Raw genomic sequence first — 26980 nt, forward strand, 5'->3', positions numbered from 1 at the left:
GTAAACCATGGCAAAGAGAAAAGCCGTTGCGCTGAATGACATCCATGCTTACGGCGTGGAGATTGGGCAGGTCGTCGAAGCGGACGCTGCCCTGATTGAGGCCCTGGAAGCGAACGGGGATGTCGACCCGCACAAGGATGCGCTTGCCCATGCGGACAAACAGGGCGCTGAGACCGTGGTGCTGGAGTAACCCGTGATAAGCCTTGATACCCTGCGCGAGCACCTTAAAGCCGATGACGGGGACAGTGATGCCTACCTGCTGTCACTTATCGACACCGCGGTAGACCTTTGTGAAGCCCGGCTGATGCGCTCGCTGCCTGAGCTTGAAGCCGAATACGGTTACGTGCCACCGGCGGTGCGCCACTGGCTGTTGGTTGCCGTGGCAGAGCTCCATCACTACCGGGGGCTTTCTACAGACATGGCACTGAACCAGGTGCCGTTCTATGACCGGATGCTCGACAAGTACACCGACTACAGCCGGGGGAACTGATGGACATTGGCAAACTCAACTGCCGCGTGACGGTGGAAAAGCCGCTGCCCGGGCGTGACAGTGCCGGGCAACCGGTTGAGGGCTGGGTCACGCACACCGTGCTGTGGGCCAACATCCGTACCCTGCGCGGGGCCGAGCTGATTAAGCGTGACAGGGTGACGGCAACCGTCCAGGCCAGTATCCGCTGCCGCTACCGCAAAGACATCACCCCCGACATGCGGGTGGTGTATGGCAATGACACCTGGTTTATCAACGCGGTCCTGCCCGATGAAACGCACCGCACCTTTATGGAGCTGGTGGCGGAGCGCCGCGTGTGACGATGCAGGTGGAGGTCGATATTGAACGCCTGTTAGCCGGGCTGGAGGCGGACAGCCAGGCCCTGGCAGGCAACGCCCGTCCGGCAGCCCAGGCAATGGCGCAGGTGTTCTATGACCAGGCCCGTGCCAACGTGCTTCGGCTTAACCGGGTCACCGGCAACCTGCTGGCGGCGATATACCAGGTCTATGACGATGAGAGCTCGGTGGATGAGAGAGGGATTGCGGTGTATGCCGTGTCCTGGCGTACCCGTGGGGGCGGGCTGCCAACTGCCCCGCACGGGCACCTTGTCGAATACGGCTATGTCCAGCGCTATGCCCGTTACCTCAAAGACGGTGTCTGGTACACCAACACGCATAAGCCCCTTCCGTCCCCCCGCCAGGTACCGGCAACCCCGTTTATGCGCCCGGCGATTGAGGCCGGGCGCGATACCGCGCTGGCTGAGGGGGAAGCGGTGCTGTTAAAGGACCTCTTATGACCCTGGAAGAAACCCTGTATGCGGTGCTGTCCCAAGTGGCAGACACCTACCCGGACCGAGCGCCTGTGGACGCGGCGCTGCCCTATGTGGTGTGGCAACGCACCGGCGGGCGGGCACTGGCGTTTATGGACCGCAGCAAACCGCCGCTTGCCCATTCCACCATCCAGGTCAATGGCTGGGCGGCGTCCGCGGTGGCAGTCAGCCAGTTGATGGAAAACCTCGAAGCGGCGCTGTTGGCATCCGATGCGGTCACCGCCTCGGCGCTCAGCCAGCCCCAATCGATTTTTGATGATGATCCCAATGCAACCCTTCGGGGCCGGATGCAGGATTTCAGCATCTGGCACCCGGTATAAGGAGGCCCCATGGCAGTAAAACTTCCCGATGGCACCCTGTTTGCCCTGGCGACAAACACCGCGGCGGCAGTCACCATGACCGCCCTGTCCAATGCCGAGGAGGCAGTCCCGACCCTGTCGGGTACCCCGAACCTCAATCCCGGCGATGTGGTGGTTGTCCAAAGCGGCTGGAGTGGCATCAACGACCGGGTGGCGAAACTCGGGACCGGCAACAAGCTTTCCGGGTTTGATACCCGTGACCTGCAACGTTTCCCGGCAGGCGGCGGGGCGGGGAGCCTTGCCAAGGTGGACAGTTGGGTCCAGGTGAGCCAAATCCTGAGCTCGGAGTCCTCCGGTGGGGAGCAGCAGTTCCTGACCTATTCGTTCCTGGAGAACGACTTTGAAAGCCAGATCCCCACGCAGACCTCACCGATTAGCCTGACCCTGTCGATAGCCGACGATGACACCCTGCCGGGATTCCTTGCCCTCAAGGCAGCAAGTGATGCGCGTGAGCAGCGGGTGCTGAGGGCAACCCTGCCCGGTGGCTCCACGCTCTACTACCACGCCTATGTGTCACTCAATGAAACCCCGTCGACCACCAAAGGGCAGTTGATGGCAGTCTCTGCCACCTTCAGCCTGGTGTCCCGCTTTACCCGCTACAGCGCATAAGGACAGAGCCATGAGCCAGAAAATTGTGCTGGGGCAGCCGCCCCGCACCTTTACCCGTGAGGTGTCTGTCCCGCTGCCCGGCGGTGACACCGGGGTTATCCGGGCAGAGTTTACCTACCGGACCCGTACCGAGCTGGTTGCCCTGATGGCAGAGGTGGAATCCTCGATGGAAAAACTGGAAGGGCTGGAAATGGTCAGTGAAGTGGTGGCGGTGTCCACCGCGCTCAATGCCAGGCACCTGATGTCCATCCTTTGCGGGTGGGATCTGGATGTGCCCTTCAACGAAGAGACCGTCACCCAGCTCTGTGACGAGATCCCCGGTGCGGCAGCGGCGGTGATGGACACCTACCGCGCCGTCCTGGTGGAAGGGCGCGAGGGAAACTGACCGGGGCGGTGGACGCCCTGTATGCGCCGGACAACACCGCCGAGCTCGCCGCCCTTGGCCTGACGCCGGAAGATTTTGGACCGGATGGGTATGCCCTCTGGCCTGAAAACTGGCAGGCGTTTGCGCTCTTTTGCCAGGTCACGACGCAATGGCGTATGGGGCCGGGTGGCATTGCCGGGCTTGATTACAACGTGGTTTTTGCCCTGCTGGACAGGTCCGGCGGGGACTGGGACGCCCTTTTTGCCGATATCCGTTTGCTGGAAAGCGCCGCGCTCGATGTGTTTGCGAAAAATGCTGTTTGAGAAGGAGAGACCGACATGACCAACCGGAAAGTCCGGATTGAATCCGAAGTCGATGCCTCCGGTGCCAAACAGGGGTTTGAGGAAATCAAACACGATGCCGGCTCCATGGCGGATGCGGTTAAACGTGCCGGGAAACAAGCCGGTGACGGCATGGACAGCGGCATCGCCCAGGGCGCCGCGAAATCGGGCAAGGCAGTGGCAGCGGCAAACCGTTCGCTGCTGTCGTCAATCAAACGCCAGACCACGGCATTCCAGCGTGAGCTTGCCGAAACCGCCTCCGGGGCTGCCCGGGGCTCGGCGGCGTACTTCCGCGAATATGCCCGGGTGCGAGGGGCGGACCTGAAAAAGCTGCGCGGATCGCTGGCGGAGCTCGAGGCGGTGGAAAAACGGGTCACGGCGTCCCAGCGGCGGCTGACCCAAAGCAGCGGTCAGGCATCTGCCAATGTGGCGAACCTGGCTGCCCAGTTCCAGGACGTGGCGGTCACCGCTGCCCTGGCACAAAACCCGCTCCAGATTGCCCTCCAACAAGGTACCCAGATATCTGCCGCCCTCGGCGGGCAGGGTGCCGGCGGGGCCCTGAAACAACTGGGCGGGGCGTTTGCCTCGCTGATATCACCACTCTCCATTGCCACCATCGGGCTGGTTGCCCTGGCTGCCAAGGGGCTCCAGGTGGTGGACTGGGGACGCACAGCGTCTGCGGTGCTCGGCTTTGTGGCGGATCACATCGAGACCATTGCGCCGGCGGCGACGGCTGCCGCAGGCGGGCTGGCGCTGATGTATGCCCCCGCCATACTGGGTGGGCTCAAATCCCTGGTGGTAGGTGTGGGGGCGGTGACCAAGGCGCTGCTTGCCAATGCGGCTGCATGGGTGCTTGCCAACCCGGCAACTGCCATCATTGCGGGGCTCGCGCTAGCCGGCTCGGCCCTGGTGGTGTTCCGTGACGACATCACCCGGGTGCTCGGTGTGGACATCGTCGGGGCGGCGAAAACCGGGGCCAACCGGGTGGTGGGGCTCTATGTCGGGGCGTTCCATTCGGTGATGCTGACCTGGGAGCGCCTGCCGGGCTCATTTTCCGGGGTGATGCGCCTCACCGCTGCCGTGGTGGCAAAAGGGGTGGAGCGTATCCTCACTTTCTATGTCGCCGGCTTTAACCGCCTTATCCGGGAGGTCAATGCCCTGTCCGAATCGCTTGGGCACGCCCTGTCCATCCCGGACATCCCGCCACTGGATTTGGTGGGGCTGCTCGGGCTTGAGGACCAGAAAACCCAGGTCAGCGCCCTTGCGGCTGACGTGGGCAACGCACTGAAAGCGGCGCTGTCCGCCGACTACCTCGGGACGTTTTCTGACAGCGTCAGCAGTGGGGCGAGCCTCGCCTCCACCAAACTCAGACGCCTTGCCCAGGATGCGCTCAGTTGGGGGAAAGACACCGACAAGGCGGCAACGGATGCAGGTAATGCCTTCGAGCAAGCTGCCAACGCCATTGCCCGTCAAACGGCACAAACCCGGATTGCGATCCGGGAGCAGGCAACACTCAATCCCCTGGTTGACCGGCTCGGCTATGCCGCTGCCAAGGTGGAAGCCCGGACGCAGCTGCTAAGCGCCGCGCAACAAGCCCAACTGAAAGACACCCCAAAACTGGCTGCCGAGATTGAGCGTCTGGCTGAGAGTTATGCCCAGGCGGTGAAAGCACAGAATACCCTCGCAAGTGCCACAGACACCGACTTTTTCCGGGGTGCCCGCGCCGGGTTTGCTGAGTGGGCAGACGCCGCCAGCCAGACCGGCAGGCAAGTCAAAGAGGCGATTACCGCCGGCCTCGATGGCGCCACGGACGCCCTGACCCGCTTTGTCACCACCGGGAAAGCGGATTTCAAATCCCTTGTTGCCAGTATGCTGGCAGATTTGGTGAGGCTGGCAATTGCCCGCCGTATTATCGCCCCGCTTGCCGGATCACTTGGGCTCACCGCCAATGCCAACGGCAATGTCTTTGCCGGTGGGACAGTACAGCCCTTTGCCAATGGCGGCATTGTGGACAGACCCACGGTGTTCCCCATGAAAAACGGCGCGGGCCTGATGGGCGAAGCCGGACCTGAGGCCATCATGCCCCTTGCCCGGGATGCGCAGGGCAGGCTCGGTGTGCGAAATGAAGGTGGTGGGGTCAATGTGGAGGTCAATGTGATCAATAACAGCAGCGCCCCGGTCAATGCCTCCCCGGGCACGGCGCGTTATGACCAGACAGCGCGGCGCTATGTGGTGGATGTGGTGTTGGAAGACATCCGCCGGGGTGGTCCGCTTAAACATGCCCTTGCCGGAGGACGGTGATGCCGTTGTTGCCACCCTATGTACGCCTTGCCTTTGACTATGGGGAGACCCTGGACCGGGGCGTTATCCGCACCGATATGGATGGGGGCATTGCCAAGCAGCGCCCCCGTTACTCCCGGGCCATCCGTACCCGGCACGTCAAACTGGTTGTCCTGTCACTTGCCGACAAGCTGGCGTTTGATAGGTGGTGGGACACGGAGCTCAATGGCGGGGCGGAGTGGTTCACCTACCCAGACCCGCTGAGGGGCGGCACGGAAACCGCCCGGTTTGTGACCGCGTCCCTGGCATGGCGCGCGGTGAACAGGGATGTATGGGAAGCGCAAAGTGACATCGAATCGCTCGGAGGACTGTGATGCCAAGAAACTATAGCAAGGCTGCCAAGACCAACCTCAATGCAGTCAGTGCAGCCGATCCGATGCCGGTGCTGATTGAAATCCACCACGCCAGTTTTAGCGAGCCCGCAAGGTTGGTTGCGGACACCGATGACCTGGTTCACCAGGGGGATCTCTACACGGCGCTTCCTGTGGAGGTGAGCCTGCCTGAAGAAGGGGAGGGGCGTGCGCCGCAGGCAAGGCTTGTCCTTGATAATGTGGGCAGGGTACTGACGGAAGCTATCGACAATACCCGGGGGCTTGAAGGGGGCTTTTGCCGGATCCTCCAGGTGATGCGCAGCCACCCAGACCATGTGGAGTGGCAAACTGACCTTGATGTGATGCAGGCGCGGGTGGACCAGCAGGTTGCCGAGTTGGTGCTCGGTTACGAGGACTTTCTCAACAAAGCGGCGGTCACGGTGTATTACACACCGGAAACGTCGCCGGGACTGTTCTGATGCATTGGTCTGATGCCTATGTCGGGCGCCGCTATGACTCTGACACCTACGACTGCGGGGACTTAGCCCGGGATGTGGCCTGGGACCGGTTTGGTTTGTGTTTGGAATTTCCTGCCCATGCCTCGAGGCCAGACCGGCTCGAATCCGAGATACGTGCGCTTGAAACGAGCTTTGCGGAAAAGGTTGGTACCCCGTCTGATGGCGAGCCGGTGCTGCTTTACCACCGCGGCTATGCGGCGCATATCGGTGTTGCCGCACACATTAACGGCGAATGGCACTGTCTTCATAACCTAAAGGGGATGGGGGTGGTGCGCGAGCGTATGAGCCGGCTTGAACACTGTCCGGGTGGCGGGATAGCGGGGTACTACCGATGGAAAAGGTAGCCCTTTCCCACCTGCCGAACCCCGTGTCCCTGGATGGGCGCGAACAAGTGACCTTGCCGTACATTCCCGGGGAAACCCTGGGGGAGTACCTGATACGGGCAGGGATAACGGTGACGGATGCCGTGCCGGTGGTGGTGTATCGCAATGATGTCCGGGTTGAAGGGGACTGGCGGGCGGTTTGCCTGAGCCAGGGGGACCAGGTGGTGATCCGCGCAGCGGTCAAAGGCAAGACCGTGGCGCAGGTGGTTGGGGCGATTGCGGTGATTGCCGTGTCTGTTTTCCTGCCGCCTGTGCTGGCAGCAGCAGGGTTTGGGGTTGTCGCCTCCTCGCTTATCACCGCGGCAGTGGTGGTGGGGACCAGCCTGCTGGTCAATGCCCTGACCCCGGTACCCGGTGTGCCCTCGTTCAGTGCGGTGACCAACGAAACCAAAGACCGGTACCTGTTAAGCGGTACCCGAAACCGGACCCGTAAATTCGAACCGCTTCCCCTGGTCATTGGCAGGATGCGGATCCATCCCGACCTTGGCAGCCAGCCTTACACGATTTTTGACCAGCAAGAGCAGTACCTGTACCAGACGTTTCATTTAGGGCTTCAGCCGGAGCTTGCCCTGTCTGACCTTCGCATCGGCAATGCACCGGCGGGCGGGTTTAACCATTTGCAGGTGCATTACAACGATACCGAAGGGAAACTGCCTGAGCTGTTTGGCAATGTCGATACGGTCCCCGGGGTGGAAATCAAAAAGTCTGACGGCTGGGTGGTCCGCTCAACCGCACCGAATACGGTAAAACTCCAGATAGACATCCAGGGAACGGCATTTGATACCGATGACCGGGGCGCGGCGCTCAACCGGACCATGTACTTTGATGTGGAGGTCTACAAAGTTGAGGCAGACGGGAGCAAAACCTACCAGTCTACCGGCAACTACTGGCTGACCGGTGACGGGGTGAACACGGTCCGTTTCACCCATACCCTGATGGGGGTGACCGGACCGGGTACCTTTGAGGTCTGGGTACGCAAAACCAGTGAGGACAAAAGCACCACCCGCGGACAGCGCAAGTTTTCCTGGGTGGCATTGCGGGCATTCCAGCCGGACAACGCAAACTATACCGGACAGCGACGGGTGGGGTTGTCTGTCCGTGCCTCCGGTCAACTGTCCGGCGCCCTGGATGCGTTCAACCTGGTGGCGGCGGACAGTATCCCCGCCTGGAACGGCATAGTCTGGGTTGAACGGCAAACTTCCAACCCAGCTTGGTGGCTGTTGTGGTGGTACCGTGGGAAACGGGACAGCCTGGGTAAACGCCTTTATGGCGCAGGGTTGCCGGACAGCCGGATTGACGTGGACAGCATCAAGGCATTCGGTGCCTGGTGCGAGCGCAAAAACCTGACGGTGAATATGCTGGTTGACCGCGCTGCCACCATCCGCGACATCGCTGTGCTCATTGCCCGGGCAGGACGGGGCGAGCCGACCTGGCAAACCGGACGTTACGGGGTCATTTGGGATGACGATAGCCTGAGCCCGTCTGCAGTGTTCGGGCCTGCCAACATCAAAGCCGGCAGCTTTAAGGTGGAATACCTCTCCGGCAAACTTGCCGATGAAGTGGTGGTGAATTTCCTCAACAAAGATCTCAACTGGCAACCCGACAGCGTACGTGCCCGTGTCGGGGGCATTACCGAGCCGGACAACCCGGTGACCATTGATTTCACCGGCTGTACGGACAAAGACCAGGCGGGGCGGGAAGCCTCCCTGATGGCAGCAGCGCAATTGTACCTGCGGCGCCGGACCAGTTGGGAAACCGACCGGGAGGGGCTTGTGGTTGGTAAGGGCGATGTAGTGCGCCTCAGTCATGACATGGTGGGCTGGTCCCACTCAGGCAGGCTGGTGTCTGGTTCGCAAACCCGTGTAGAGCTGGATGCGGACGTCCCGGCAGGCAGCGATGCCTACCTGGGGCTGCGCTTCCCGGACGGGCGTTATAAAACCTACCGCGTGGCTTCACTGGACGGGCGGGTGGTGACACCTCTGGATGCGATTGTTGCCGGGGCAGGGGAAGATCCGTTGCCTGTTCCGGATGACGGTGTGTTCCCAGCCTGTGACTGGATGTGGTTCTACGATCCGGCGACCTCACCGGGACGGCTGGTGAAGGTCACCGATGTCCAGGCACTGGATGACAACACCTTGCGTTTTGTCGCCATGGATTACCTGGAGGCTTACTTTGAGGCAGAGACACTGCCGTATATCTACCATCCGGGGTACCAGTCCACTCACCTGGATCTAGGGATGGGACCGGTCACCGCCGTTGCCGGGTTCTCGGTGGCTGAGAGTCAGCGGTACACGCGGGAAGGGCAGCGTATACCTGTCGGTCTGGCAACCTGGCTGCCGGTGCTGGGCGCAGTCAGTTACCAGCTGCGCTGGCGACGGGCGGGCAGCCTTTGGCAAACCCTCACCGCCGATCTGCCGGAGCTTCAGTTCGATTGCCCGGCGGGTGAATACCAGGCCTCTGTGGTTGCCACCCTGTCAAACGGCAGCCTGACTCCGCCAAGTACACTGACCTTTACCATTTTGGACGCGCCGCTGCCGGCGAGCCCTGTGTTCGGCTTCGAGGCGGAGGTGGTCAATAACGGGGTGCTGCTTCGCTGGGAGGACTGCCCGGATCCGGATTACCTGAAAACCGAGGTCCGTAAGGGCAACGATTTTTCAACCGCAACCCTGGTGACCGAAAAACGCAGCCGCACCCACCTGTTGGGCTGGCTTTCTGCCGGGAGCCATGTGTTCTGGGCCCGTCACTGGAATGTGTCCCTGCCGGGTGTTGAGGCCACGAGGCTTGAAAAAGTGGTCCTGGCCCCGTCTGAGGTCAACATTGTGCGTGCCGATCTCCAGGCAAACGCCCTGGCCCTTGGCTGGGAAGATGCGTTCACCGACCAGCCTATCAAAAGCTACTCCATCAGCATTGGCGGACAGGGAAGCACACCACAAAGCGCCACGTTTTACGGCAAAGCCGGGGCGGATTCGCGCTCGGAAGTGGTGATATTCAGTACGGCGGGAAACTACCGGGTCTTTGTCTGGGCAACGGATGTGGCGGGCAATGCTGGCCCTGTCCGCAGCATCGATGTGGTGGTGTCACTGCCTGCAAATTACTCCCTGGCAGCCGCATACAGTGCCCTCGACGGGGCGTTACTGACCCACGCGCTCCAAAGCGGAACCGGGGTACTGTTACCCGTTAAAGGTGGTGAGACCTGGCAGCAGCATTTTACCGGCAGGGGCTGGCAAAACATCCAGGCCCAGGTCAATGCCGGGTTCCCGAAATACATCATGCCCGGCGAAAGCAGCGGGCAGGTGGTCCACGAGCATGACCTTGGCAAACTCCTGCCTGCAGCGACGCTGTCCGTCATCCCGTCCCAGACGCTGGTTGCCGGCAGCCTGGATATCCGCATTGATATCGCCTGGCAAGGTGATGATGCCACCTGGCGGCAGGCACCACCGGGTGCGCTTGAGGTTCAAGCTGCGAATGTCCGGCGGGTCAGGGTGACGGCGTCTGCCAACGGATCGGGGGGCGATGACCTTTTGCGCGTAGACGCATTGAATGTGGCGGTTCGTACCGAAGACAAAACTGAAACCGGGCGTCTGGCCCTGAACCAGGCAGACACCAATGGCACGGTGTTTACCCCGTCTAAGACCTGGCTGGATATTGTCAGCGCCGTGGTCACCCCGCAAAACAGCCCGAACATTGCCAGGACCAACGTCATTATTGATGACGCCGGCGCGCAACCTGTGGTCCGTATCCAGGCATGGGACCAGAACGGGCAGCGCACCGGCGGTGATGTATCCATCCTCTTGGGAGGCTATTGATGGCAGACCTTAACGACTTAAACCAACCGGGCCTTGACAGCGATTACGCCACCGAGGTCCTGCAAACCCTCAAAGGGCACATCGTAAGGCTATGGGGGCTGGACTATTCCGGCATGACCGGTCTTCAGGCAGGCATGAAACGCCTGGTCAAACTGCAAAACAAGCATGTCCGGCTGCTTGAGCGCCAGGCAAACGGGACGGAGGTGGAGATTTTCAACTCCAGTGAAATCAAACCGTCAGGTATCAGTGATGTCCCGGGCCTTCAGGAAGCACTCGACAATACCGGTACCTTCGGGGCGTTCACGGTTTCTGAGGTTGGGGGCGTGCTCCATATCACCCACAACGGGGTGCTGATATTCAAGCTCGACAGCAGCGGTAACCTCACCCTCAAAGGCGATGCCGAAGGCATGCGGAGTAACCTGCAATGACGTTGCCCTTAAGTGGCCCGATTTCCCTGGAAGATATCGGGATGGAGTTTGAGGACACGCCGCCACACCGGCTGACCGAGTTTTACCGGGGCGGGGGATTGGTGCCCGATAACAACACGGGTATTCCAACCACCGGGCCCGTGCGGCTGACGGATTTTTATGGTGGGGTCAATGAGGCGGTGGAGGTGGTGACAGATGCGCCGTCCTTGTCGTTACATGCCGTCTTTGGTGCTGCCTGGGCGGATAACGTGCCCAAGCGGCTGGTTGTGCCTGCGGGAGTGGTGGTTGGCCCCATTACAGCGGCGGCAGGTCGGCAGGGCAGCCTTCGCATTGACAATGCCGGGGAAGTACAGGGTCTCGGTGGTGTCTCCAATGGAGGCCACGGCGGCGCGGCACTTACCGTCAATGGTGATTTCTCCCTCTATAACACGGGTACCATCCGTGGTGGCGGCGGAGGCGGTGGTCGCGGGGGAACCGGCGGCGGTGCCCGGGAGCCTGGCTCAGGGTGGTATTACGACCCTAACTGGAAGTGGCTGGAAGGCAATGATATCCAGGTGGTGTTGTGGGGCGGGACAGAAGTCTACCGGGGGCCTCTGACCTACGGGAGCGTGACCATCAGCGGCATGTTATACACCCGCGGTGGGTGGCACGCGAACGGCAGTGGGGTGTTCCATTCAGAATACGGTGTCTACCGCCAACTGTTGGGTGGCATCGGGGGCAGTGGCGGACGCGGACGTGGCTATGGTCAGACCCAACTGGCGGGTGAGCCGGGACAGGAAGGCCCTGCGGGCACCGGTCGAGGGGGGCGTGGTGGTGACGGAGGCAACTGGGGCGCAGATGGTGGCGATGGCCTCATTGGTGTCAACGGCTTCCCCGGTAAATGGGGTGGATTCTCCGGTGCGTCCATACACATCATCGGCGGCAATGTCACTTTCATTGAACGGGGTACGCTTCAGGGCCCGATTACAGCACTGGGATAAGGAGGCAAGATGAGCATACCAACCTGCCGGGTGAGTGCGACGGTGTTATCTCCGGATGGCTTGCCGGTATCCGGTGCCCGGGTATCGGCAGAGCTCAGTGACAAAGTCTATGTCCAGGGGGTGATGGTCCCGCAGTTTGTGTCAGCAACAACCAACGAGAGCGGTATTGCTGAACTTACCCTGTGGCCCAATAACGCACATACCCACTACCGGGTGGTGATAAGCACCGGCAGCGGCATCCGGGAAGTGATGACCATCTCCGTGCCGGACTTGCCGAGTGCAGAGCTTCACACCCTGGATGTCCGGGATACCGGCGGTGTCGGGGTGATTAGCCCAGCGTTTGAATACATCGCCACAGCCGGGCAAACGGCGTTCACTGGCTCAGATACCCTGGGCAGGGTGCTGGCGTACACGCCGGGACAAATTCTGGTGCTTCAAAACGGCATCGTCCTTCCGGGCAGTGCGTTCACCGCAAACGATGGCACCGCGGTGACCCTGTCTGTACCTGCCGGGGAAAGTGACTGGATACAGGTCTTGCCGTTTAACCGGGCTACGGGCAACAGTGGCGGGGCATCCACCATTGGCGAGGTTGCCGGGTTACAGGCGGCGCTTGATGCAAAGTTCTCCGCAACCAACCTGCCTGCGGTTTCCGAGGTGAGCGGACTGACCACGCAGCTCTCCCAACTGACAAGCGCCATTAACCAGGCGTATTCGCCCTCCAATGCACCCTCAATTGCCAGTATCAGCTTGCTCCAGACCACTCTGGACAGTAAATACTCTGCGACAAACGCACCTGCCATGGCAGATGTCACTGGACTGGTGACCGCCCTTAACAACCTTTCCAGCCAGCTTGCCGGGAAATACTCCGACACTAACCCGCCGGCGGTAGCAAATGTCACGGGACTGAACACCCAACTGTCTGCCTTATCGACGGCGGTAAACGACGCGTTCTCTCCCACCAATCTGCCGGATATCAGCCAGGTCAGTCAACTTCAGACCACTCTGGATGCCAAGTATTCAACTGCCAACCCGCCGGCAGTTGCCGATGTGGATGGACTCACCCTTGCCCTGAATAACATCACGACTGCACTGGCTGCAAAATATTCTCCGGATAATGCGCCAGGGGTGGGGGATGTCACTGGCCTCAACACCGCGTTGAACAATCTGAGTCAGGCGGTAGCCGGGGCATTTTCGCCAACCCACCCCCCTGAGATTAATGAGGTGTCGGGGCTGGCGTTAGCCCTTGCCGCCAAGTTCTCCGGCACCAACAAGCCGGCAATTGCAGATGTCACCGGGCTCCAGGCCGCGCTTGATGCGGCAGGTACCGGAGGGGGAACGTCTCTGGGTGAGGTGTCCGGCGGGATACCCTGGCTGGCAGATAACCGGGTACGGATTTTTGAAGTGAGTGGCAATGTCACTGTCACCAAGGCGGGTAAGTTTCGGATAACCGTTGTGGGTGGCGGTGGTGCGGGCGGCTCTAACGCTATTGGTGGTTACGGAGGCGGCGGGGGCGAAGTCATAGAGCTGGTCAAGTCTCTTGAGGTGGGCAATTACCCCATCACTGTCGGCAGTGGTGGTACCGCAGCAGTGGAAACCATCGGGGGAGACGGCTCTGCTTCGTCATTCAGTGATGGGACGCAGACCTATACCGCCTTGGGTGGGCAGGGAGGCCAGCTTGAATTGCCAGGTATGGGTGGCAATACCACTACACCGCTAGCAGATGCGCTTTACCACCCAGGTGGCAGTGGCGGAAACCGCGGCGGGGGTAACAGCGGTGGCGGTGGCGCGTCGGGAGGTACTGATGGGGGCAATGCCGGTGTCAATCACGGTGGCGCCCCAGGTGGTCATGGCTTCGGGGGTGGTGGCGGTGGCTCTGGACTTGAAAATGGTCGCCGGTACCCTTACGGGGCGGGAGGCCACAGCCAGTTGGCGGTATATAACGGTAAACCCGCCGGGAATGCCTATTTCGTCGGTGCTGCCTTTCATGGTGGAGCGGGTGGCGGATATGGAGGTGGCGGCGGCGGGGGAGGCAGCAGCACCGGTGTCGCCGGCTACGGTGCCCAAGGTGTGGTCATTGTCACGCCTATATGATTAAGGAGGGGGTGATGGAATTTGCTATTACGGAACTTCTCCCATGAAATCTATTCCTGGTTTATGGATGTTATTTTTTAGAGGCTATTGATTAATAATTGCTGAGTTTACAATCTGCCAAATCACTACCGTAGCAGAGAAAGAAAAGACTCCAAAGAAACTGAGAATATTTCTATGTTCCACTCTTTGTTGCCCGCTTGGATATTGCCCTAGTGTGAGAATCAATAGAATAGTACAGCCATACCAGAAAAGAATACTGAAGAGTATGAAGTCGATAATGAAATATTTTACTGTTCTGAGAATGCCACCAAGGACATATACAACTAAATCATCAATATCCATGCTCACCCCAACTTTAGTTCAGATGAAAATTAATTAATAAATAGGTTGTTCGTGATTTTATCATGCCCTGCTATTGGTGCAGACTTGTCCTGTCATCTGTTGCATCACTTATTAGTTGAATAAGCTTTTTAGCTTCAGTATTGCTCAATGTGATTGACATCATCTGATAGCTAAGAAAGGATTTTGCTACCAATTCCAGGGCTACTGTTTTGTCTTCGGAACCATATAGTTCATGGACTTTAAGCGAAACATTCATGAGGCTCGATCCTGTACCTGTTACCACTCCTACTTTTTCTCGAACCTTCGAACCAAACATGGCCCCTTTAATTCCACCATTCTTTAATATTTTGAAAATGAATATGGCTATGATGATTACCATAATGATGTGGGAAAAATTATCATTTATAAAATCCATTTCATATTCTCGTCTTAACTTTCAGCAATGGTGATGGTTTTCAGATGGCTACTTGATTCACTGAATACCACGATAGCATGTTTTAATCTGTGAACCTGATATTTGGACTCTTTTTTGCTCGGCACATGCGCGATAATGCAACCATATGTGTATCAATGATATTTGAGCTCTGCTGACATCTTAATTGTCTTGTATCATTTACAATTATCTTCCGAATATTCGAAATCATAGGTAGGTAACTATCTGATTCTATTAGGTGCTCCAAATGGCTTCTATTATGAAAAATCGGCATAAACATATGAAATAAAAGGTTTTATATTACGGATTTAAAATCCCTCGACGTTCGCGTTGTGCCGGTTCAAGTCCGGCTCGGGGCACCATTAAAATTCAAGCATTTAAGGCTACCCGAAAGGGTGGCCTTTTTTGTTTATGTGCGATTTCCGAATTTAATTTCCGGAAATGGAAAGATTGAGTAAACGCAAATTTGCTTAAATTTTCATATATCCTCTATGCTGGATCTGCACTTTGGCGGTCCTCTCCTTATTCCCTCTTGCCAGAAATTAACTCCCTTTACTTTTCCAGAAGTTAATTGATCTCAACCGTGGTGTTCCTAAATCAATAACGACAAAACGACCGTTGCAGGTAAAAATGGGTACATTCGCGGAGGTAACCGCGGCGGGGGTAACAGCGGTGGTGGTGGCGCGTCGGGAGGTACCGATGGGGGCAATGCCGGTGTCAACACGGTGGCGCCCCAGGTGGTCATGGCTTCGGGGGAGGCAGCAGCACTGTTGTCGCCGGCTACGGTGCCCAAGGTGTGGTCATTGTCACGCCAATCTGATTCAGAGGGGAGCGATGAATTTTGCTATTACGGAACTTCTCCCATGAAATCTATTCCAAGTTTATGGATGTTATTTTTTAGAGGCTATTGATTAATAATTGCTGAGTTTACAATCTGCCAAATCACTACCGTAGCAGAGAAAGAAAAGACTCCAAAGAAACTGAGAATATTTCTATGTTCCACTCTTTGTTGCCCTCTTGGATATTGCCCTAGTGTGACAATCAATAGAATAGTACAGCCATACCAGAAAAGAATACTGAAGAGTATGAAGTCGATAATAACATATTTTACCGTTCTGAGAATGCCACCAAGGACATATACAACCAAATCATCAATATCCATGCTCGACCCAACTTTGGTTCAGATAAAAATTAACTAATAATAGGTTGTTAGTGATTTTCTCATGCCCTGCTATTAGTGCAGACTTGTCCTATCATCTGTTGCATCACTTATTAGTTGAATAAGCTTTTTAGCTTCAGTATTGCTCAATGTGATTGACATCATCTGATAGCTAAGAAAGGATTTTGCTACCAATTCCAGGGCTACTGTTTTTTCTTCGGAACCATATAGTTCATGGACTTTAAGCGAAACATTCATGAGGCTCGATCCTGTACCTGTTACCACTCCTACTTTTTCTCGAACCTTCGAACCAATTATGGCCCCTTTAATTCCACCATTCTTAAATATTTTGAAAATGAATATGGCCATGATGATTACCATAATGATGAGGGAAAAGTTATCATTTATAAAATTCATTTCATATTCTCGTATTAACTTTCAGCAATGGTGATGGTTTTCAGATGGCTACTTGATTCACTGAATACCACGATAGCATGTTTTAATCTGTGAACCTGATATTTGGAATCTTTTTTTTGCTGGGCACATGCGCGCAAATGCAACCATATGTGTATCGATGATATTTGAGCTCTGCTGACATCTTAATTGTCTTGTATCATTTACAATTATCTTCCGAATATTCGAAATTATAGATAGGTAACTATCTGATTCTATTAGGTGCCACAAATGGCTCTTATTATGAAAAAGTGATATAAATATATGAAATAAAAGCTTTTAGATTAAGGATTTAAATCCCTCGACGTTCGCGTTGTGCCGGTTCAAGTCCGGCTCGGGGCACCATTAAAATTCAAGTAATTAAGGCCACTTTTTAAAGTGGCCTTTTTTGTGCGTGGTGCCATTCTCAGAAAATGGTTCAGAAAATAGATTTTCAAGCCAAATCCCGCCTATCCATATTTCTAAGCAAATTTCCGCCTGTCGTCACCGAGTCAAATGAAAACAAAAACCGCCTAAACTGGGAAAATGTTGGGGGAATCCTAAACGGGACCAACCTGATTGCTTTTTGTACGTTCGCCGGGCTTTGCTGCTGCGAATGTGGCGAAGTGGTGTTGCTGTCGGATGAGGAGAGGGTGGGGGCGATGGAGGCTTCTGAAAGGGAATGTGTGAAGTCCTCCATTTGTTGAGCGTGACTTCATGACCTTGTTATGGCTGAACTCCAACGCGATCATCATGACTGGGAGGAGTAGATACGACGAGAAAAACTAAATCTGTGTTACTTTCATTTCGCAATTGATGTGTGGCGTTAGGAGGTACATGCAAACCTTGCCCTGGATGTACAGTATGAACTTGTATCTCCACCTCAATCTTAGCCACGCCACTTAATACATAGAAAAACTGAACTGACTTTTGGTGGAAGTGTAAGACCTCGCACTAACCCGGTGGGACACGTTCTTGAATCACGCTCAGGGTTTCGGATTTTGCCAAATGCCAACCCTCGCAATTCTCACTCCAGCGATAATGCTCAACGCTGTCCTTTAACACGACTTCCATGTGATTTCCTTTAAGATACGACGTCTCGATTACCGACACCTACTCAACCACCCATTTCCTGTTTTTTGATTTCATTTGAAGAGTCAACCCTGAGAATACTATCGACCTTCGCAGTAGCATTTTTAACAACATACTTTTTGATGCACGGGTTCACCACCCAAATAAACCACAAGACTAACATGTTCATCTCGACAGATATGTTGATTAATAACGTATGTTTGGGAACCTGACTGCTCAAATCGAAGAATATGGACGTTACAATAGCGGGTGGAACAAGAGAAACCATTGCTACAACCATGCTGTAAGGGATCAGTCTCAGGCTAAAAATGCTTGGGGCTTTGTAAGGCTTAACATCCCTGTTAACGTACCTGTGGAGGTTGTACATCCTGTTTTGTGATGCAACAAGCATGTATAGCAGACCGGGAACTACAGTCAGAAACAATAGAATAGCGAGTTTTATGGACTCTTCATTGTCGGTGATGCGCAAGAAAGCCAGTAGACCAAGACTCACCGCTAAATAAACGGAGTACCAGCGTCCAATGGTGTGATGCATTGTTTTAAAGAATTCTGCCCGAGTCATCCCGCACCCAAACTCAGCTTTGCAAGTGTCCTGCAATATTTCAATTTCCTCGAATGAAGCTAGTGTAAACAGACATGTCATGGGCGTCCATATGACTCTGGATGAGCGATTCAAGGTATGGGGAAGTGGGCTCCTCCTTTTCTGATGTCATTATTGCAGGCGCATATCCAAATATTGAAACTTGCATAAACTCGTTATGTCGCCAACACGTTGAATAACGGTTTCCTTGTCAAAGCACTTCGTCCATAGTCTTGTTTTGAAAACATTGTGGGCAGGTCTTAGTCAGCAAACAAAAGTACAATGCAAAAAATCGTGAGTGCAGCATAAACCAAGGCTAAGATTGTTGACCCTGTAGTGGTTTGAAGCCCACAAAAGGAAAAAGCAAGAGGGAAAATAGAGAAACGCTCTACTTCGTTGGATCGCTTCTCATATTGCCAAAGATACACGCCTATCACAGTCAGGCAGACCAATAAGTACGTCATGACAACTGAGGTACTTTACTTAACAAATTACTATATTTCATACAGTCCCCTGTGTGGTCCCATTGATTATCCTGTTAACTGCTTGCCTGGACATGATTGTATGGATGACTAAGAGGTAGAATATCGCCAAGAGATCCAATTGAACAAATCCGCGTGGTTCGGTGCTCAGCGAGAAGGATACAATATTCCCTCCAAGGGTGAAGCTTGCTTGTAGCCATTTGTGAGCAGGGGAAATCCAATCATAATTCAGGAAAATACCGCCCAAACCATAGTAGTTAAAGTAAATGTTGCTAATTCCTAATGAAAAAACCTGTAGCCCTTGATTAAAGTACGAAAGCCAATAGTACTTTCTATGTCTCTTCGCTATTGAATAACCGGCAATCCCATTTAATGTGGCTACACCAAAAGCAATACCTGCCGCAAAGAATGATTGATTGGACAGATATAGTATGCAGCCTACGATCGCGAAAATACTGGTTAATAGCTGGCAGTAACCTATTGTGGAAAAATATGCCTCCCATCTCTTCGCCTTCTTTTTTTCTAGGTAAGCTTCATACGACTCAACTTCCTCTCGACGTGAAGAGATCTCCGAAATTAGGTTCTTATAATTCTCGGATAAGCATCTCGATCAATAGATGATAGTGCCTCAATTAGAGATTTAGGACTGTATTTTGAATAGTCAACGTTCATGCTCTTCCCTGATACTAACATTGCGACGAAAAGTGTATATCAAACCACCCAATGCCTCATTAATTCATTGTATTTACGACACTTTGAAAACTGTAATAGTAACGAATAGTGGTGCTGGCGGACTGATAATTAAAAAGATATTGAGTTAATGAATCTGTTATAACAATTCCAAGGGATTTCGGTATCTTTGCCTTCGAGATTTTTAAGAGGATACTTTAATACAGCTAGAGCTATACTTTTGTTCGGCATATAGATATGAGTGTGAACTTGATAATCTTCATTATTATCTGTTGATACACCTTGATATGCATCTTGACCACTTATATTGAGAGTCTTCGTTTCAATAATTGTACGATTGTTGTCTTTCACTACCTTTTTATAAACTTTCTCACTTTCAACATGGAAGTCATCCGTGTCACTTACATCATTTGGCAGCCTAAAGTTATGCAATGCATACACTCCAGAAGCCATCCAATAACCGCGACCTGTAGTAAATGTAACCGATGATTCTGTGCCGTAGACAAACATGTCGAGAATACATTCTTTTGGGGCTTCAACAGATAGTGAGGAATTTTGAAATATATAACGCCCATCATCGCTGATTTTAAGTTTCGACATTTCAGCACATCCTGATAGGAGCATTAGGGATATAAAGGTGACAGCTTTTTTCATTACATTATCCTATTTATCAATTAGTTAACAATTTGATTGAAGCCAGTGTAAACAGACATGCTATGAACTTCCATATGGCTTTGGGTGAGTACTCCAAGATGTGGAGGGAGAGGAGCTTCGTAAGGTTCCTGCTGCCAAACAAGTAGAGGGCGTGGCAGATGGAGACTTTGAAAGTTTATGCGTAAAGCACTCAATTTGTTAAACGTGTCTTCAGGATCTTGTTATGTCTGAACTACAACACTATCACCATGACTGGGTGGAGTGGATACGACGAGAAAAACTAAATTTGTTTTGCTCTCATTGGCAGATGATTAACGGCGTGGACGATTTGTATGCCGCGCCGACTGCCTATATTGAACGCAAGAAAATTCAGGGCATAAAGCCTTTATTGGACGGCCCGCACTTCCACCTGCCACGGATTGTTTTTTTACAGTGGAAAATCCCAACTCTCAATTAGTCAAATCCAAGATGAAGCACTCAGGGCGACAGAATAAGCATTCATGGTGCCAGAATAATCGTTCAGTTTGTCTCAAAAATAAGGCTTATAAAGGTGCGCACATACCTGGTTGAATAATGACCAAATCAGTGTGCTCGAAATATTTTGTTACGTTATATTGTCACGGGGAGGCAAGGGGGACAGATTGAGTTGCGTCTCAACCTGATTTTGGCCTCACTGTACAGCAGCAACCCTAGTGCCTGTTGTCCATATTATGACATAGCAACTATTTGCTCCGGCGTTATCTGACGCCGGTTTTTTTTTGCCTGAAATCAGAAGGATTGGTTATTTATTGTCAAGGAATTCAAACAAAGAATCAACCAGGCCGTAACCACATGCATTCATTTGATAAACATAACACATTGTTTATTAAATGAATATCTCATTATCAAAATGAAACAAGTGTATATTCGCTCTATTTATTAACAAACATGTTAGTAGCACCTAGCATCTAAGTACTCGGACACTGATTCGAGATGTTCCGAGTTTTTCGTTCGACTCAAAATAATGAGCCTTTGCCCCGGTGGGGGTGACAGCCCCGGGGCTTTTTTTGCCTATGAAACCGTTAAAACCTCGTACTCTTGGAAAACGTAAAGCTTCTAAAAAGGAAGATAAACAAAAAGCTAACCGTACACGTGGTGATCGGTGGATGCGTATCCGTAAGTTGATCCTGTTGGAAGAGCCGCTTTGCCGCCATTGCCTGACAGAGGGGAGAACCACACAAGCCAGGGAAGTCGATCACATTATCCCTTTAGAAGATGAGGGAACGGATGACAGGGCAAATCTGCAAGCGCTGTGTAGACAATGCCATAAACAGAAAACTGCTTTCGATACAGCGAAAAGAGCTGTACGCAAACTCAAGCCTGACACCTAGACCATACCTTCAGACATAACCGATAGACCGGATACCAAATTTTGGTATCCGGGTATCAAATATTAGTTCCCGGTTTTAACCCGTGCCTTTTCTCTTTCTTGGTTCGATTGCTGCTGATCCTAAGACTAATACTGTTTATCTCGTCAAAGGTTCATTACTCTTATTTATAATTGGCTGGTTGTTAAAGAAGTAAACCAAGTTCCGAACTACATTAAGGTTAGTATAATATGGATTTTTCTCTGGTCTTTCTAATGACCTGCCTGTGAGTCTGGCTATCTTTTCTATTATTTCAATTTCAAAGTCTTCATCGTCAATTAGAAGATCTCTAAATACGTCATCAGATGGCATAATAGGAAAGTCAGCAGTAAAAGAGTCGACTTGATTTTGCAGTTCTTCGTAGACTGTGAGAATTATCAGTGTATCGATTGACTTGTGATCAAAACTTCTGGAAAAAGTGCAAAGTGATTCACCACAACGATTTGCTAATAGCTTTGTAAAATGGCGCTTTCTTTTCTTTGAGTCTATTATTCCCAGCGTTAAAATGATAGGTGATAATAATAATATCGCGGGTTCGCTGTAAGTCATCCATCCAAGAGCGAATAAAAGTACGCATACTGAAAGATATGTACAAAAACTGGCTCTTTCTTGAGCATGTTTTAAGGTGAACCTTGATGGCGTACGCATACTCTCTTCATCCCTCAATGATTATCAGTGGAGTACCTGATTCACTGAATACCACCATAGCATGTTTTAATCTGTTAACTTGAAACTTCGGTCAGTCATTGCCCCAAATAGTTCGTTCAAACGGTTTGAACTCATTGAGTGTCAATGCGATAAGTTGCATTTCTAAGATAAACAAAACTGCGCATAACGGAGCGTTGACAGGCTTAGAGGGAGGAGTGATTGATAAAGAAATTGTTATGTTATACTATAACAATTGAATCGATATCGGGTATGGGGATGCCCTACAAAACAATAGATTCGGACCTATGGAATACGTCACACTTTCCGTTATGTAAAGTTTAATCCGGTGCGAAAGTGCCGGTTTTTTTTACCGGTTAGAGCGTGCGTAGAATGACGTGGATGTGATTTGCGCACATTGCATAAAAGCCTGGTTTTAAGTCTGTTTTTACGCTTCCAAACCATTCGAATTACCCAATAATACTGCCCAAAATACCGAGAACCCACTTTTCATCGTAGGTGTTACATCCAAAATCGATGTAGAGAAGTGAGTTGTCACTGAATATGAAATTATCTGGGGAATAGTCGAATTCAACTCCAATGGTTTAAGCAATCCGGACTGTGCAACCGGATTTGATCCGTGCGGGCAAACCTGCAATTGAACTAACAGGGACATCAGGGCTATCAACAGTAAGCTCGATAGGCTGCGTAATTTGCGTGCCACTTAAGCAGCATTGCCCATATTAAACTTGAGGATTATGAGGTTGATCCCATAGCCCGCCATAAGTGTGTCTCAAAGTGTCTCAAATGACCTTTTAGTGAGGCAAACGTTTTGAGGGTAGCTAGGATGGTTAGTGTCTAAGAACGAAGTATGTATAGACGGATTGTCATCTCCTGCTATCTATTACTCCTTTTGTGGTGTTTTGTGTTCACTTTGTTTTCACCGTTTGCCCGACTTATATCGCCGGGCTTTTTTCTGTAAGTAATGGGCCGGTTAAACCTGACTTAATGAGAAAGCCCCATTCATGACCCTGACACTGTTTGAACATCGCCAATACGACTGCCGTAGGGTAATACCATGAAAATCAGAATAACGCCAATCAGCCAATTAAAGTCACAACTGAAAGATGGCCTTTCATGCCGATTTAGGCTCTCAAATCAGATACGACGGTTGTCTCGATGTCTGGCAGATCCTTGGTGAGTTTTGCGTAAGCAAGTGACATACTGCCTTCTTCAATATCCGAGACTTTCCACTGGCCGTTATCCATAGTAAATGACCAGATGGTTTCAACACTCTTGTATCGTTTGCTCCCCTCCATGATTTTTCCGGAAGCACGCTCCTCAAGGTAATCTTTCATATTTGCTTCTATTGAAATAACAACGATAGAGTCTTCGTGCTCTTCACCTTGATTTCGGTGAACAAACAGAAGTGGCTTGATATTGGTGATTTTTTTCACATCGCATACGTTTTTCAATCCATCTCTCTGCCACTTGTTGAGATGAACGAGCTGTTGATTTTGCCAATACCAGTCTGTCATCCATTGTGACACGCCAGAAAGATCTTCTTCCTCCCACCCGGAATGAACACGCAGAAAACAGTCTTTTGCTCTTTCCTGGATTTTAAGCCATTCAAACTTTGAACTGTGGGAAGCCATAAACCTGAGATCTTTTCTGGTTCTCCGCTCTGCCAGTTTCTCGCGTAACATCATATAAGCAATGAGAGGGAGAAATATGACGGTTAAAATACCAAGGATAACCCGGCCCCAAAATGTCTCAAATGCTGCGCTGGCAATTTTACCCCCTGGGCCAGCCAATGCGGGCTCAGAGAAAACCAGCAACACCATTATGGCGACGGCAGCCAGAGAATAATATTTATGGTGCATATCTCTTCCTTAATGTGTTAAGTGAAATATTAAGCTTTGATAATATAAATCAATGGGTTGAATATGTTTTGTTCTAACATTTTAGCGGGAGGGGAGTTGTATCATATTTCAGACAAGGTTTATATTGATTCTGACGCCATCACAGAGGTAGAGAAGATATATTAGTAAGAGCAATTTACTTATTAGTGGTCACTGAAAATTTCATTAAAGTTGATTGGAATTATTTCCCTGTGTTAGTCCATTTAATGAAGCGGTTTAACACAGGGAAAAGACGTTCCTTTAATTATCCGAAAATCCTGAATACTTAACCCCGCTGAGCCTTGCCATGTCATGATGCCAGGTGGCCAGATCTTTGGGGTTGAATTCACTGAGAGAGTGGTGGCCGCAGGCCCTTGCCATAACACTCATCAAGCTTACTGATGACTCAAAGAAGTTTTTGAGTCGTACAGCAGACGTGTCGATATCCAGACGTTGTCGAAGCTCAGGTTTTTGGGTGGCTATCCCGGCAGGGCAGTTATTGGAGTTACACATCCGGGCCGCCACACAGCCAATGGCTTGCATGGCGCTGTTAGAGAGGGCTATACCGTCAGCTCCCAGCGCCAGGGCTTTAACAAAGTCGATGGGGACGCGCAGTCCCCCGGTGATTATCAACGTGACCCGGCCGCTGGCACCTTGTTGATCCAGGTACCGACGGGCGCGGGCGAGAGCCGGGATGGTAGGCACACTGATATGGTCACGGAATATTTCCGGCGCGGCACCTGTGCCGCCACCCCGGCCATCAAGAATGATGTAATCCGCACTTGCGTCGAGGGCAAACTGAATATCTTCTTCAATATGATTGGCGCTGAGTTTAAAACCTATAGGTATTCCGCCGGACACTTCCCGAACCCGATCTGCAAACCGGCGAAAATCAGCAACGGATGAGAGATCCCTGAAAGTTGGGGGCGAGATGGCGGCCTGACCTTCGGGAATACCTCGAACCTGAGAGATTTTGCCTCGGTTCTTTGCACCTGGGAGGTGTCCCCCGGTGCCGGTTTTTGCACCCTGTCCACCTTTGAAGTGGAATGCCTGCACTTGGGTTAACAGTGACTCCTGGTATCCAAATTCGGCACTCGCAAGTTCATAGAAATAGCGTGAATTTTCAGCCTGTTCTTCCGGCAACATCCCACCTTCACCTGAGCAGATTCCAGTTCCTGCCAGTTCGGCGCCGCGTGAAAGTGCGATTTTGGCTTCTTCGGAAAGGGCTCCGAAACTCATATCCGAAACAAACAATGGAATTTCAAGTTCCAATGGTTTCCTGGCTTCGGGCCCAACAATGAGTTTTGTTGAAACCGCTGTGTCTTCCGTCAACGGTTTGCTGGCCATCTGAGCAACCATGACTTGCAGGTCGTCCCAGTGGGGGAGTTGGTTACGGGGAACGCCCATGGACGTCATTGGGCCGTGATGCCCAAAGTTCGACAATCCCTCTTTTGCCAGTAGATGTATAAAGGCAACGGTAGGTTCTTCTGGTGTTGGTGCGGCTTCAGGGGATTTTGAAGGAGAAGTAACGACACCGGGGCCTTCTTTGCCGACCATCTCAGCGCTGAATTGCTTGTGGGAACCGTCGCAAAAAGGCTGATTTGCTGAGTGCTTGCACTGACAAAGGTAAGCCTCACCGCTTTCATGGGCCTTAAATTGCTTTGGGGTAAAAGAAGTCCCTGCGTGGGAGCCGTCGCAAAAAGGCTGGTTCTTTGAGCGACCACAGGCGCAAAAGTAATATTCATCACCTTCCTTCAAGGGGACTTTTTTAGGTTTATTGTCAGCTACGATAGGGTGGCTCATGGTGACATCTCCATTGTCGATTGCTCTGTACGCCCAACTCTCAGTTGGATCGATTGTTGTCAGTCTGAGTGTTAACTTTGCCGGATATGTAGGGTCATTGAAGTTTCAGTTATTAGACTGGCTAATTTTATTAATTGTGGCAATTTTTCAAATAATGTCACTGTGATAGTTTGGCATACATAAAGAGAAGAAGCGTCCATGTCTGAGGTCAGAAACCTTTCAATACAATCCCTATAATTATTGTGACTTTTATTTCAGTCGTTTTTTGTTTGCCTGCGTGTCATTCTGGATTGGTTATTTATATTTCTTTTTAGTCATTGATGCATGCATTAAAATACATGAAAAATTTATTATTATGTGATTTGGTGTTTTGTAATATTATTTTATTTCTTATATTCGAATGGACAGTTTTATTCATGCCCTGTTTTTGTTTTTTATTTATGTAAGGTTAAGGATGTCAAAGGAAAAACCGCACTGCACGGGTTCACAGTGGGACTTAATGATAACAACACAAATTTTATGGGTAATAAGTCTCGCTATGTTAATTACGGGACACAGTCCCTTAATGCAGTTTTTAGCGGGTATTGGCTTTGTGATTACCTCTGCTTGTTTGGGGCGGCATTTTTATGGAATATGGAAAATCTTCAGGCTCAGAGTGAAATCATCTGTCCTTGAACAGTTCATTTTAGTTAGTCTCGATAAAGGGGAGTATCAGTTTTTCTTCCAGCCATTGATGTGTTTCCAGACGAGGGAAATCGTTGGTGGCGAGATGCTTCTGAGAATGCCTGATAATCAAGGTGGTTATATTTCGCCGGAAACCGTTGTCAGGGTAGCGTGTGACCACGGGCTGGTTAAAAACATCACTCAACAGGCTCTCCGTGATGCTCAAATGGTGCTTAACAACAACAGTAATGGCATTCAGGTAACGGTTAATATTGAGCCTATCCAACTATGGGATATTGATGAACTGGAAGATATTCTCAGCCAATATACCGACTTATCTAACAACATCATTTTGGAACTCACCGAAACAGAAGAGTCGCTGTCTGTCAGCAGAATCGCAGAAGGTGTACGCCGGATCCGCAATATGGGATTTAAGATTTGGCTGGATGATTTTGGTACAGGACAGAACAGCTTGAAGCTGTGGTCCGCAACGCAGGTTGATGGACTGAAACTGGCAAAATCCTTTGTCGAGTCTTTGCATGACCAGTACGGTCAGGAATGGCTAAAGAATATTTCCTCGCTTTGTAACCGGCTTAATGTCCTGTGTGTTATGGAAGGTGTTGAGAATGAAGCTGAGGTAAAAGTCGCCGAAAACCTGGGGATTGAGATTGCTCAGGGGTTTTATTACTACCGGCCCCAGGCCCAGCAGGCTTTTTTAACACTATTGGAAACCCATATTAAACGAAATTGTATGAGTTGCCGGAAAGCTTGTCCCAATGCTAAGCGGGAAGTTGGTGGAAATGTTATTGCAATGTTCGATGTAGTAACGGAGTAAAACGATAAGGGCAGCGT

28 protein-coding genes, 1 tRNA gene and 1 pseudogene are annotated in these 26980 nt (G+C 51.8%); 20 read left to right on the top strand and 10 right to left on the bottom strand.

Annotation, left to right across the window (positions count from 1 at the left end; all coding sequences use genetic code 11):
* Nucleotides 1-7 precede the first annotated feature (7 nt).
* The 16 genes from NF212_RS06505 (at nt 8) to NF212_RS06580 (ending at nt 13846) form a co-directional block, all read left to right on the top strand.
* Entirely contained in the window at nt 8-190 is a 183-nt protein-coding gene (locus NF212_RS06505) for a hypothetical protein (RefSeq protein ID WP_434359906.1), read from the top strand.
* A 3-nt stretch (nt 191-193) separates the two neighbouring features.
* On the top strand, nt 194-490 hold the full coding sequence (locus NF212_RS06510) for a head-tail connector protein (protein ID WP_434359908.1): 297 nt from the start codon (nt 194-196) through the stop codon (nt 488-490).
* Nucleotides 490-807, top strand: a complete 318-nt coding sequence (locus NF212_RS06515) for a phage head closure protein (protein WP_434359910.1) — start codon at nt 490-492, stop codon at nt 805-807. Before NF212_RS06510 ends, NF212_RS06515 begins: the two co-directional genes overlap by 1 nt.
* 2 nt (nt 808-809) lie before the next feature.
* Nucleotides 810-1283 carry an HK97 gp10 family phage protein gene (locus NF212_RS06520; RefSeq protein ID WP_434360843.1) on the top strand — a complete coding sequence of 158 codons (474 nt, stop codon included), beginning with the start codon at nt 810-812 and terminating at the stop codon, nt 1281-1283.
* Entirely contained in the window at nt 1280-1636 is a 357-nt protein-coding gene (gene gp17, locus NF212_RS06525) for a tail completion protein gp17 (RefSeq protein ID WP_434359912.1), read from the top strand. Before NF212_RS06520 ends, gp17 begins: the two co-directional genes overlap by 4 nt.
* Before the next feature lie 150 nt (nt 1637-1786).
* Nucleotides 1787-2284: a phage tail protein gene (locus tag NF212_RS06530; RefSeq protein WP_434359914.1), complete on the top strand. Its 498-nt coding sequence runs from the start codon at nt 1787-1789 to the stop codon at nt 2282-2284.
* Between the two features lie 10 nt (nt 2285-2294).
* Entirely contained in the window at nt 2295-2669 is a 375-nt protein-coding gene (locus tag NF212_RS06535; RefSeq protein WP_434359916.1) for a phage tail assembly chaperone, read from the top strand.
* 8 nt (nt 2670-2677) lie between these two features.
* On the top strand, nt 2678-2971 hold the full coding sequence (locus NF212_RS06540) for a DUF1799 domain-containing protein (RefSeq protein ID WP_197280620.1): 294 nt from the start codon (nt 2678-2680) through the stop codon (nt 2969-2971).
* Nucleotides 2972-3349: 378 nt separating this feature from the next.
* A complete protein-coding gene (locus tag NF212_RS06545) occupies nt 3350-5290 on the top strand; it encodes a phage tail tape measure C-terminal domain-containing protein (RefSeq protein ID WP_434359918.1) in 1941 nt (646 codons plus the stop codon).
* Entirely contained in the window at nt 5290-5643 is a 354-nt protein-coding gene (locus NF212_RS06550) for a hypothetical protein (RefSeq protein WP_434359920.1), read from the top strand. The genes NF212_RS06545 and NF212_RS06550 overlap by 1 nt, the downstream gene beginning before the upstream one ends.
* Nucleotides 5643-6119: a DUF1833 family protein gene (locus NF212_RS06555; RefSeq protein WP_434359922.1), complete on the top strand. Its 477-nt coding sequence runs from the start codon at nt 5643-5645 to the stop codon at nt 6117-6119. Before NF212_RS06550 ends, NF212_RS06555 begins: the two co-directional genes overlap by 1 nt.
* Entirely contained in the window at nt 6119-6502 is a 384-nt protein-coding gene (locus NF212_RS06560; protein ID WP_434359924.1) for a hypothetical protein, read from the top strand. Before NF212_RS06555 ends, NF212_RS06560 begins: the two co-directional genes overlap by 1 nt.
* Complete coding sequence (locus tag NF212_RS06565; RefSeq protein WP_434359926.1) at nt 6490-10347, top strand: host specificity protein J; 3858 nt, start codon at nt 6490-6492, stop codon at nt 10345-10347. Before NF212_RS06560 ends, NF212_RS06565 begins: the two co-directional genes overlap by 13 nt.
* Nucleotides 10347-10775 (top strand): hypothetical protein, encoded by a 429-nt coding sequence (locus NF212_RS06570; protein ID WP_434359928.1) that lies wholly within the window; start codon nt 10347-10349, stop codon nt 10773-10775. The genes NF212_RS06565 and NF212_RS06570 overlap by 1 nt, the downstream gene beginning before the upstream one ends.
* A complete protein-coding gene (locus NF212_RS06575) occupies nt 10772-11755 on the top strand; it encodes a hypothetical protein (RefSeq protein ID WP_434359930.1) in 984 nt (327 codons plus the stop codon). The genes NF212_RS06570 and NF212_RS06575 overlap by 4 nt, the downstream gene beginning before the upstream one ends.
* 9 nt (nt 11756-11764) lie before the next feature.
* The gene (locus NF212_RS06580; RefSeq protein WP_434359932.1) at nt 11765-13846 is read left to right on the top strand and encodes a glycine-rich domain-containing protein; all 2082 of its coding nucleotides are present in this window, start codon (nt 11765-11767) and stop codon (nt 13844-13846) included.
* 84 nt (nt 13847-13930) lie between these two features.
* Here NF212_RS06580 and NF212_RS06585 read toward each other — a convergent pair whose 3' ends face one another.
* Nucleotides 13931-14188, bottom strand: a complete 258-nt coding sequence (locus tag NF212_RS06585; RefSeq protein WP_434359934.1) for a hypothetical protein — start codon at nt 14186-14188, stop codon at nt 13931-13933.
* 70 nt (nt 14189-14258) lie between these two features.
* The gene (locus NF212_RS06590; RefSeq protein WP_434359936.1) at nt 14259-14603 is read right to left on the bottom strand and encodes a hypothetical protein; all 345 of its coding nucleotides are present in this window, start codon (nt 14601-14603) and stop codon (nt 14259-14261) included.
* Nucleotides 14604-14901: 298 nt separating this feature from the next.
* On the opposite strand from NF212_RS06590, the gene NF212_RS06595 reads away from it, so the two are divergent.
* Nucleotides 14902-14983 (top strand) — tRNA-Leu (locus tag NF212_RS06595).
* A 542-nt stretch (nt 14984-15525) separates the two neighbouring features.
* Here NF212_RS06595 and NF212_RS06600 read toward each other — a convergent pair.
* From NF212_RS06600 to NF212_RS06620, 5 genes and pseudogenes are all read right to left on the bottom strand, one after another.
* The gene (locus NF212_RS06600) at nt 15526-15783 is read right to left on the bottom strand and encodes a hypothetical protein (protein WP_434359938.1); all 258 of its coding nucleotides are present in this window, start codon (nt 15781-15783) and stop codon (nt 15526-15528) included.
* A 72-nt stretch (nt 15784-15855) separates the two neighbouring features.
* The gene (locus NF212_RS06605; RefSeq protein ID WP_434359940.1) at nt 15856-16149 is read right to left on the bottom strand and encodes a hypothetical protein; all 294 of its coding nucleotides are present in this window, start codon (nt 16147-16149) and stop codon (nt 15856-15858) included.
* A gap of 789 nt (nt 16150-16938) precedes the next feature.
* Nucleotides 16939-17145, bottom strand: a pseudogene (locus NF212_RS06610) (cupin domain-containing protein); the annotation flags it as partial.
* Between the two features lie 184 nt (nt 17146-17329).
* Entirely contained in the window at nt 17330-17947 is a 618-nt protein-coding gene (locus NF212_RS06615) for a hypothetical protein (RefSeq protein WP_434359942.1), read from the bottom strand.
* Between the two features lie 1220 nt (nt 17948-19167).
* Nucleotides 19168-19710, bottom strand: a complete 543-nt coding sequence (locus NF212_RS06620) for a hypothetical protein (protein ID WP_434359944.1) — start codon at nt 19708-19710, stop codon at nt 19168-19170.
* A 223-nt stretch (nt 19711-19933) separates the two neighbouring features.
* Between NF212_RS06620 and NF212_RS06625 the strand changes: the two genes are divergently transcribed.
* Together NF212_RS06625 and NF212_RS06630 are read left to right on the top strand one after the other, a co-directional pair.
* Nucleotides 19934-20167, top strand: coding sequence for a hypothetical protein (locus NF212_RS06625; protein WP_434359946.1), 234 nt, complete (start codon nt 19934-19936; stop codon nt 20165-20167).
* 595 nt (nt 20168-20762) lie between these two features.
* Nucleotides 20763-21080 (top strand): HNH endonuclease, encoded by a 318-nt coding sequence (locus tag NF212_RS06630; RefSeq protein WP_434359948.1) that lies wholly within the window; start codon nt 20763-20765, stop codon nt 21078-21080.
* 135 nt (nt 21081-21215) lie between these two features.
* Here NF212_RS06630 and NF212_RS06635 read toward each other — a convergent pair whose 3' ends face one another.
* The 3 genes from NF212_RS06635 to NF212_RS06645 all read right to left on the bottom strand — a co-directional run bounded on the left by NF212_RS06635 (nt 21216) and on the right by NF212_RS06645 (nt 25465).
* Nucleotides 21216-21764 carry a hypothetical protein gene (locus NF212_RS06635; protein ID WP_434359950.1) on the bottom strand — a complete coding sequence of 183 codons (549 nt, stop codon included), beginning with the start codon at nt 21762-21764 and terminating at the stop codon, nt 21216-21218.
* A 1142-nt stretch (nt 21765-22906) separates the two neighbouring features.
* Nucleotides 22907-23644 (bottom strand): Tim44 domain-containing protein, encoded by a 738-nt coding sequence (locus NF212_RS06640; protein ID WP_434359952.1) that lies wholly within the window; start codon nt 23642-23644, stop codon nt 22907-22909.
* 279 nt (nt 23645-23923) lie between these two features.
* Nucleotides 23924-25465, bottom strand: coding sequence for a glutamate synthase-related protein (locus tag NF212_RS06645; RefSeq protein ID WP_434359954.1), 1542 nt, complete (start codon nt 25463-25465; stop codon nt 23924-23926).
* Nucleotides 25466-25919: 454 nt separating this feature from the next.
* Here NF212_RS06645 and NF212_RS06650 point away from each other — a divergent pair, with 454 nt between their 5' ends.
* Nucleotides 25920-26963, top strand: coding sequence for an EAL domain-containing protein (locus NF212_RS06650; protein ID WP_434359956.1), 1044 nt, complete (start codon nt 25920-25922; stop codon nt 26961-26963).
* Nucleotides 26964-26980 lie beyond the last annotated feature (17 nt).

It is taken from the genome of Parasalinivibrio latis (assembly GCF_036825535.1).
GTDB lineage: Bacteria > Pseudomonadota > Gammaproteobacteria > Enterobacterales > Vibrionaceae > Parasalinivibrio > Parasalinivibrio latis.

What these genes read in the sequence shown, in the direction of transcription:
- NF212_RS06630 (WP_434359948.1), top strand. Translation starts at nt 20,763, where the DNA reads ATGAAACCGTTAAAACCTCGTACTCTTGGAAAACGTAAAGCTTCTAAA.
- NF212_RS06625 (WP_434359946.1), top strand. Translation starts at nt 19,934, where the DNA reads ATGTCTGAACTACAACACTATCACCATGACTGGGTGGAGTGGATACGA.
- NF212_RS06580 (WP_434359932.1), top strand. Translation starts at nt 11,765, where the DNA reads ATGAGCATACCAACCTGCCGGGTGAGTGCGACGGTGTTATCTCCGGAT.
- NF212_RS06645 (WP_434359954.1), bottom strand. Translation starts at nt 25,465, where the DNA reads ATGAGCCACCCTATCGTAGCTGACAATAAACCTAAAAAAGTCCCCTTG.
- NF212_RS06550 (WP_434359920.1), top strand. Translation starts at nt 5,290, where the DNA reads ATGCCGTTGTTGCCACCCTATGTACGCCTTGCCTTTGACTATGGGGAG.
- NF212_RS06560 (WP_434359924.1), top strand. Translation starts at nt 6,119, where the DNA reads ATGCATTGGTCTGATGCCTATGTCGGGCGCCGCTATGACTCTGACACC.
- NF212_RS06590 (WP_434359936.1), bottom strand. Translation starts at nt 14,603, where the DNA reads ATGGATTTTATAAATGATAATTTTTCCCACATCATTATGGTAATCATC.
- NF212_RS06505 (WP_434359906.1), top strand. Translation starts at nt 8, where the DNA reads ATGGCAAAGAGAAAAGCCGTTGCGCTGAATGACATCCATGCTTACGGC.
- NF212_RS06650 (WP_434359956.1), top strand. Translation starts at nt 25,920, where the DNA reads ATGTCAAAGGAAAAACCGCACTGCACGGGTTCACAGTGGGACTTAATG.
- NF212_RS06615 (WP_434359942.1), bottom strand. Translation starts at nt 17,947, where the DNA reads ATGACATGTCTGTTTACACTAGCTTCATTCGAGGAAATTGAAATATTG.
- NF212_RS06570 (WP_434359928.1), top strand. Translation starts at nt 10,347, where the DNA reads ATGGCAGACCTTAACGACTTAAACCAACCGGGCCTTGACAGCGATTAC.
- gp17 (WP_434359912.1), top strand. Translation starts at nt 1,280, where the DNA reads ATGACCCTGGAAGAAACCCTGTATGCGGTGCTGTCCCAAGTGGCAGAC.
- NF212_RS06575 (WP_434359930.1), top strand. Translation starts at nt 10,772, where the DNA reads ATGACGTTGCCCTTAAGTGGCCCGATTTCCCTGGAAGATATCGGGATG.
- NF212_RS06520 (WP_434360843.1), top strand. Translation starts at nt 810, where the DNA reads ATGCAGGTGGAGGTCGATATTGAACGCCTGTTAGCCGGGCTGGAGGCG.
- NF212_RS06585 (WP_434359934.1), bottom strand. Translation starts at nt 14,188, where the DNA reads ATGGATATTGATGATTTAGTTGTATATGTCCTTGGTGGCATTCTCAGA.
- NF212_RS06515 (WP_434359910.1), top strand. Translation starts at nt 490, where the DNA reads ATGGACATTGGCAAACTCAACTGCCGCGTGACGGTGGAAAAGCCGCTG.
- NF212_RS06640 (WP_434359952.1), bottom strand. Translation starts at nt 23,644, where the DNA reads ATGCACCATAAATATTATTCTCTGGCTGCCGTCGCCATAATGGTGTTG.
- NF212_RS06535 (WP_434359916.1), top strand. Translation starts at nt 2,295, where the DNA reads ATGAGCCAGAAAATTGTGCTGGGGCAGCCGCCCCGCACCTTTACCCGT.
- NF212_RS06635 (WP_434359950.1), bottom strand. Translation starts at nt 21,764, where the DNA reads ATGCGTACGCCATCAAGGTTCACCTTAAAACATGCTCAAGAAAGAGCC.
- NF212_RS06620 (WP_434359944.1), bottom strand. Translation starts at nt 19,710, where the DNA reads ATGAAAAAAGCTGTCACCTTTATATCCCTAATGCTCCTATCAGGATGT.
- NF212_RS06565 (WP_434359926.1), top strand. Translation starts at nt 6,490, where the DNA reads ATGGAAAAGGTAGCCCTTTCCCACCTGCCGAACCCCGTGTCCCTGGAT.
- NF212_RS06605 (WP_434359940.1), bottom strand. Translation starts at nt 16,149, where the DNA reads ATGGCCATATTCATTTTCAAAATATTTAAGAATGGTGGAATTAAAGGG.
- NF212_RS06555 (WP_434359922.1), top strand. Translation starts at nt 5,643, where the DNA reads ATGCCAAGAAACTATAGCAAGGCTGCCAAGACCAACCTCAATGCAGTC.
- NF212_RS06600 (WP_434359938.1), bottom strand. Translation starts at nt 15,783, where the DNA reads ATGGATATTGATGATTTGGTTGTATATGTCCTTGGTGGCATTCTCAGA.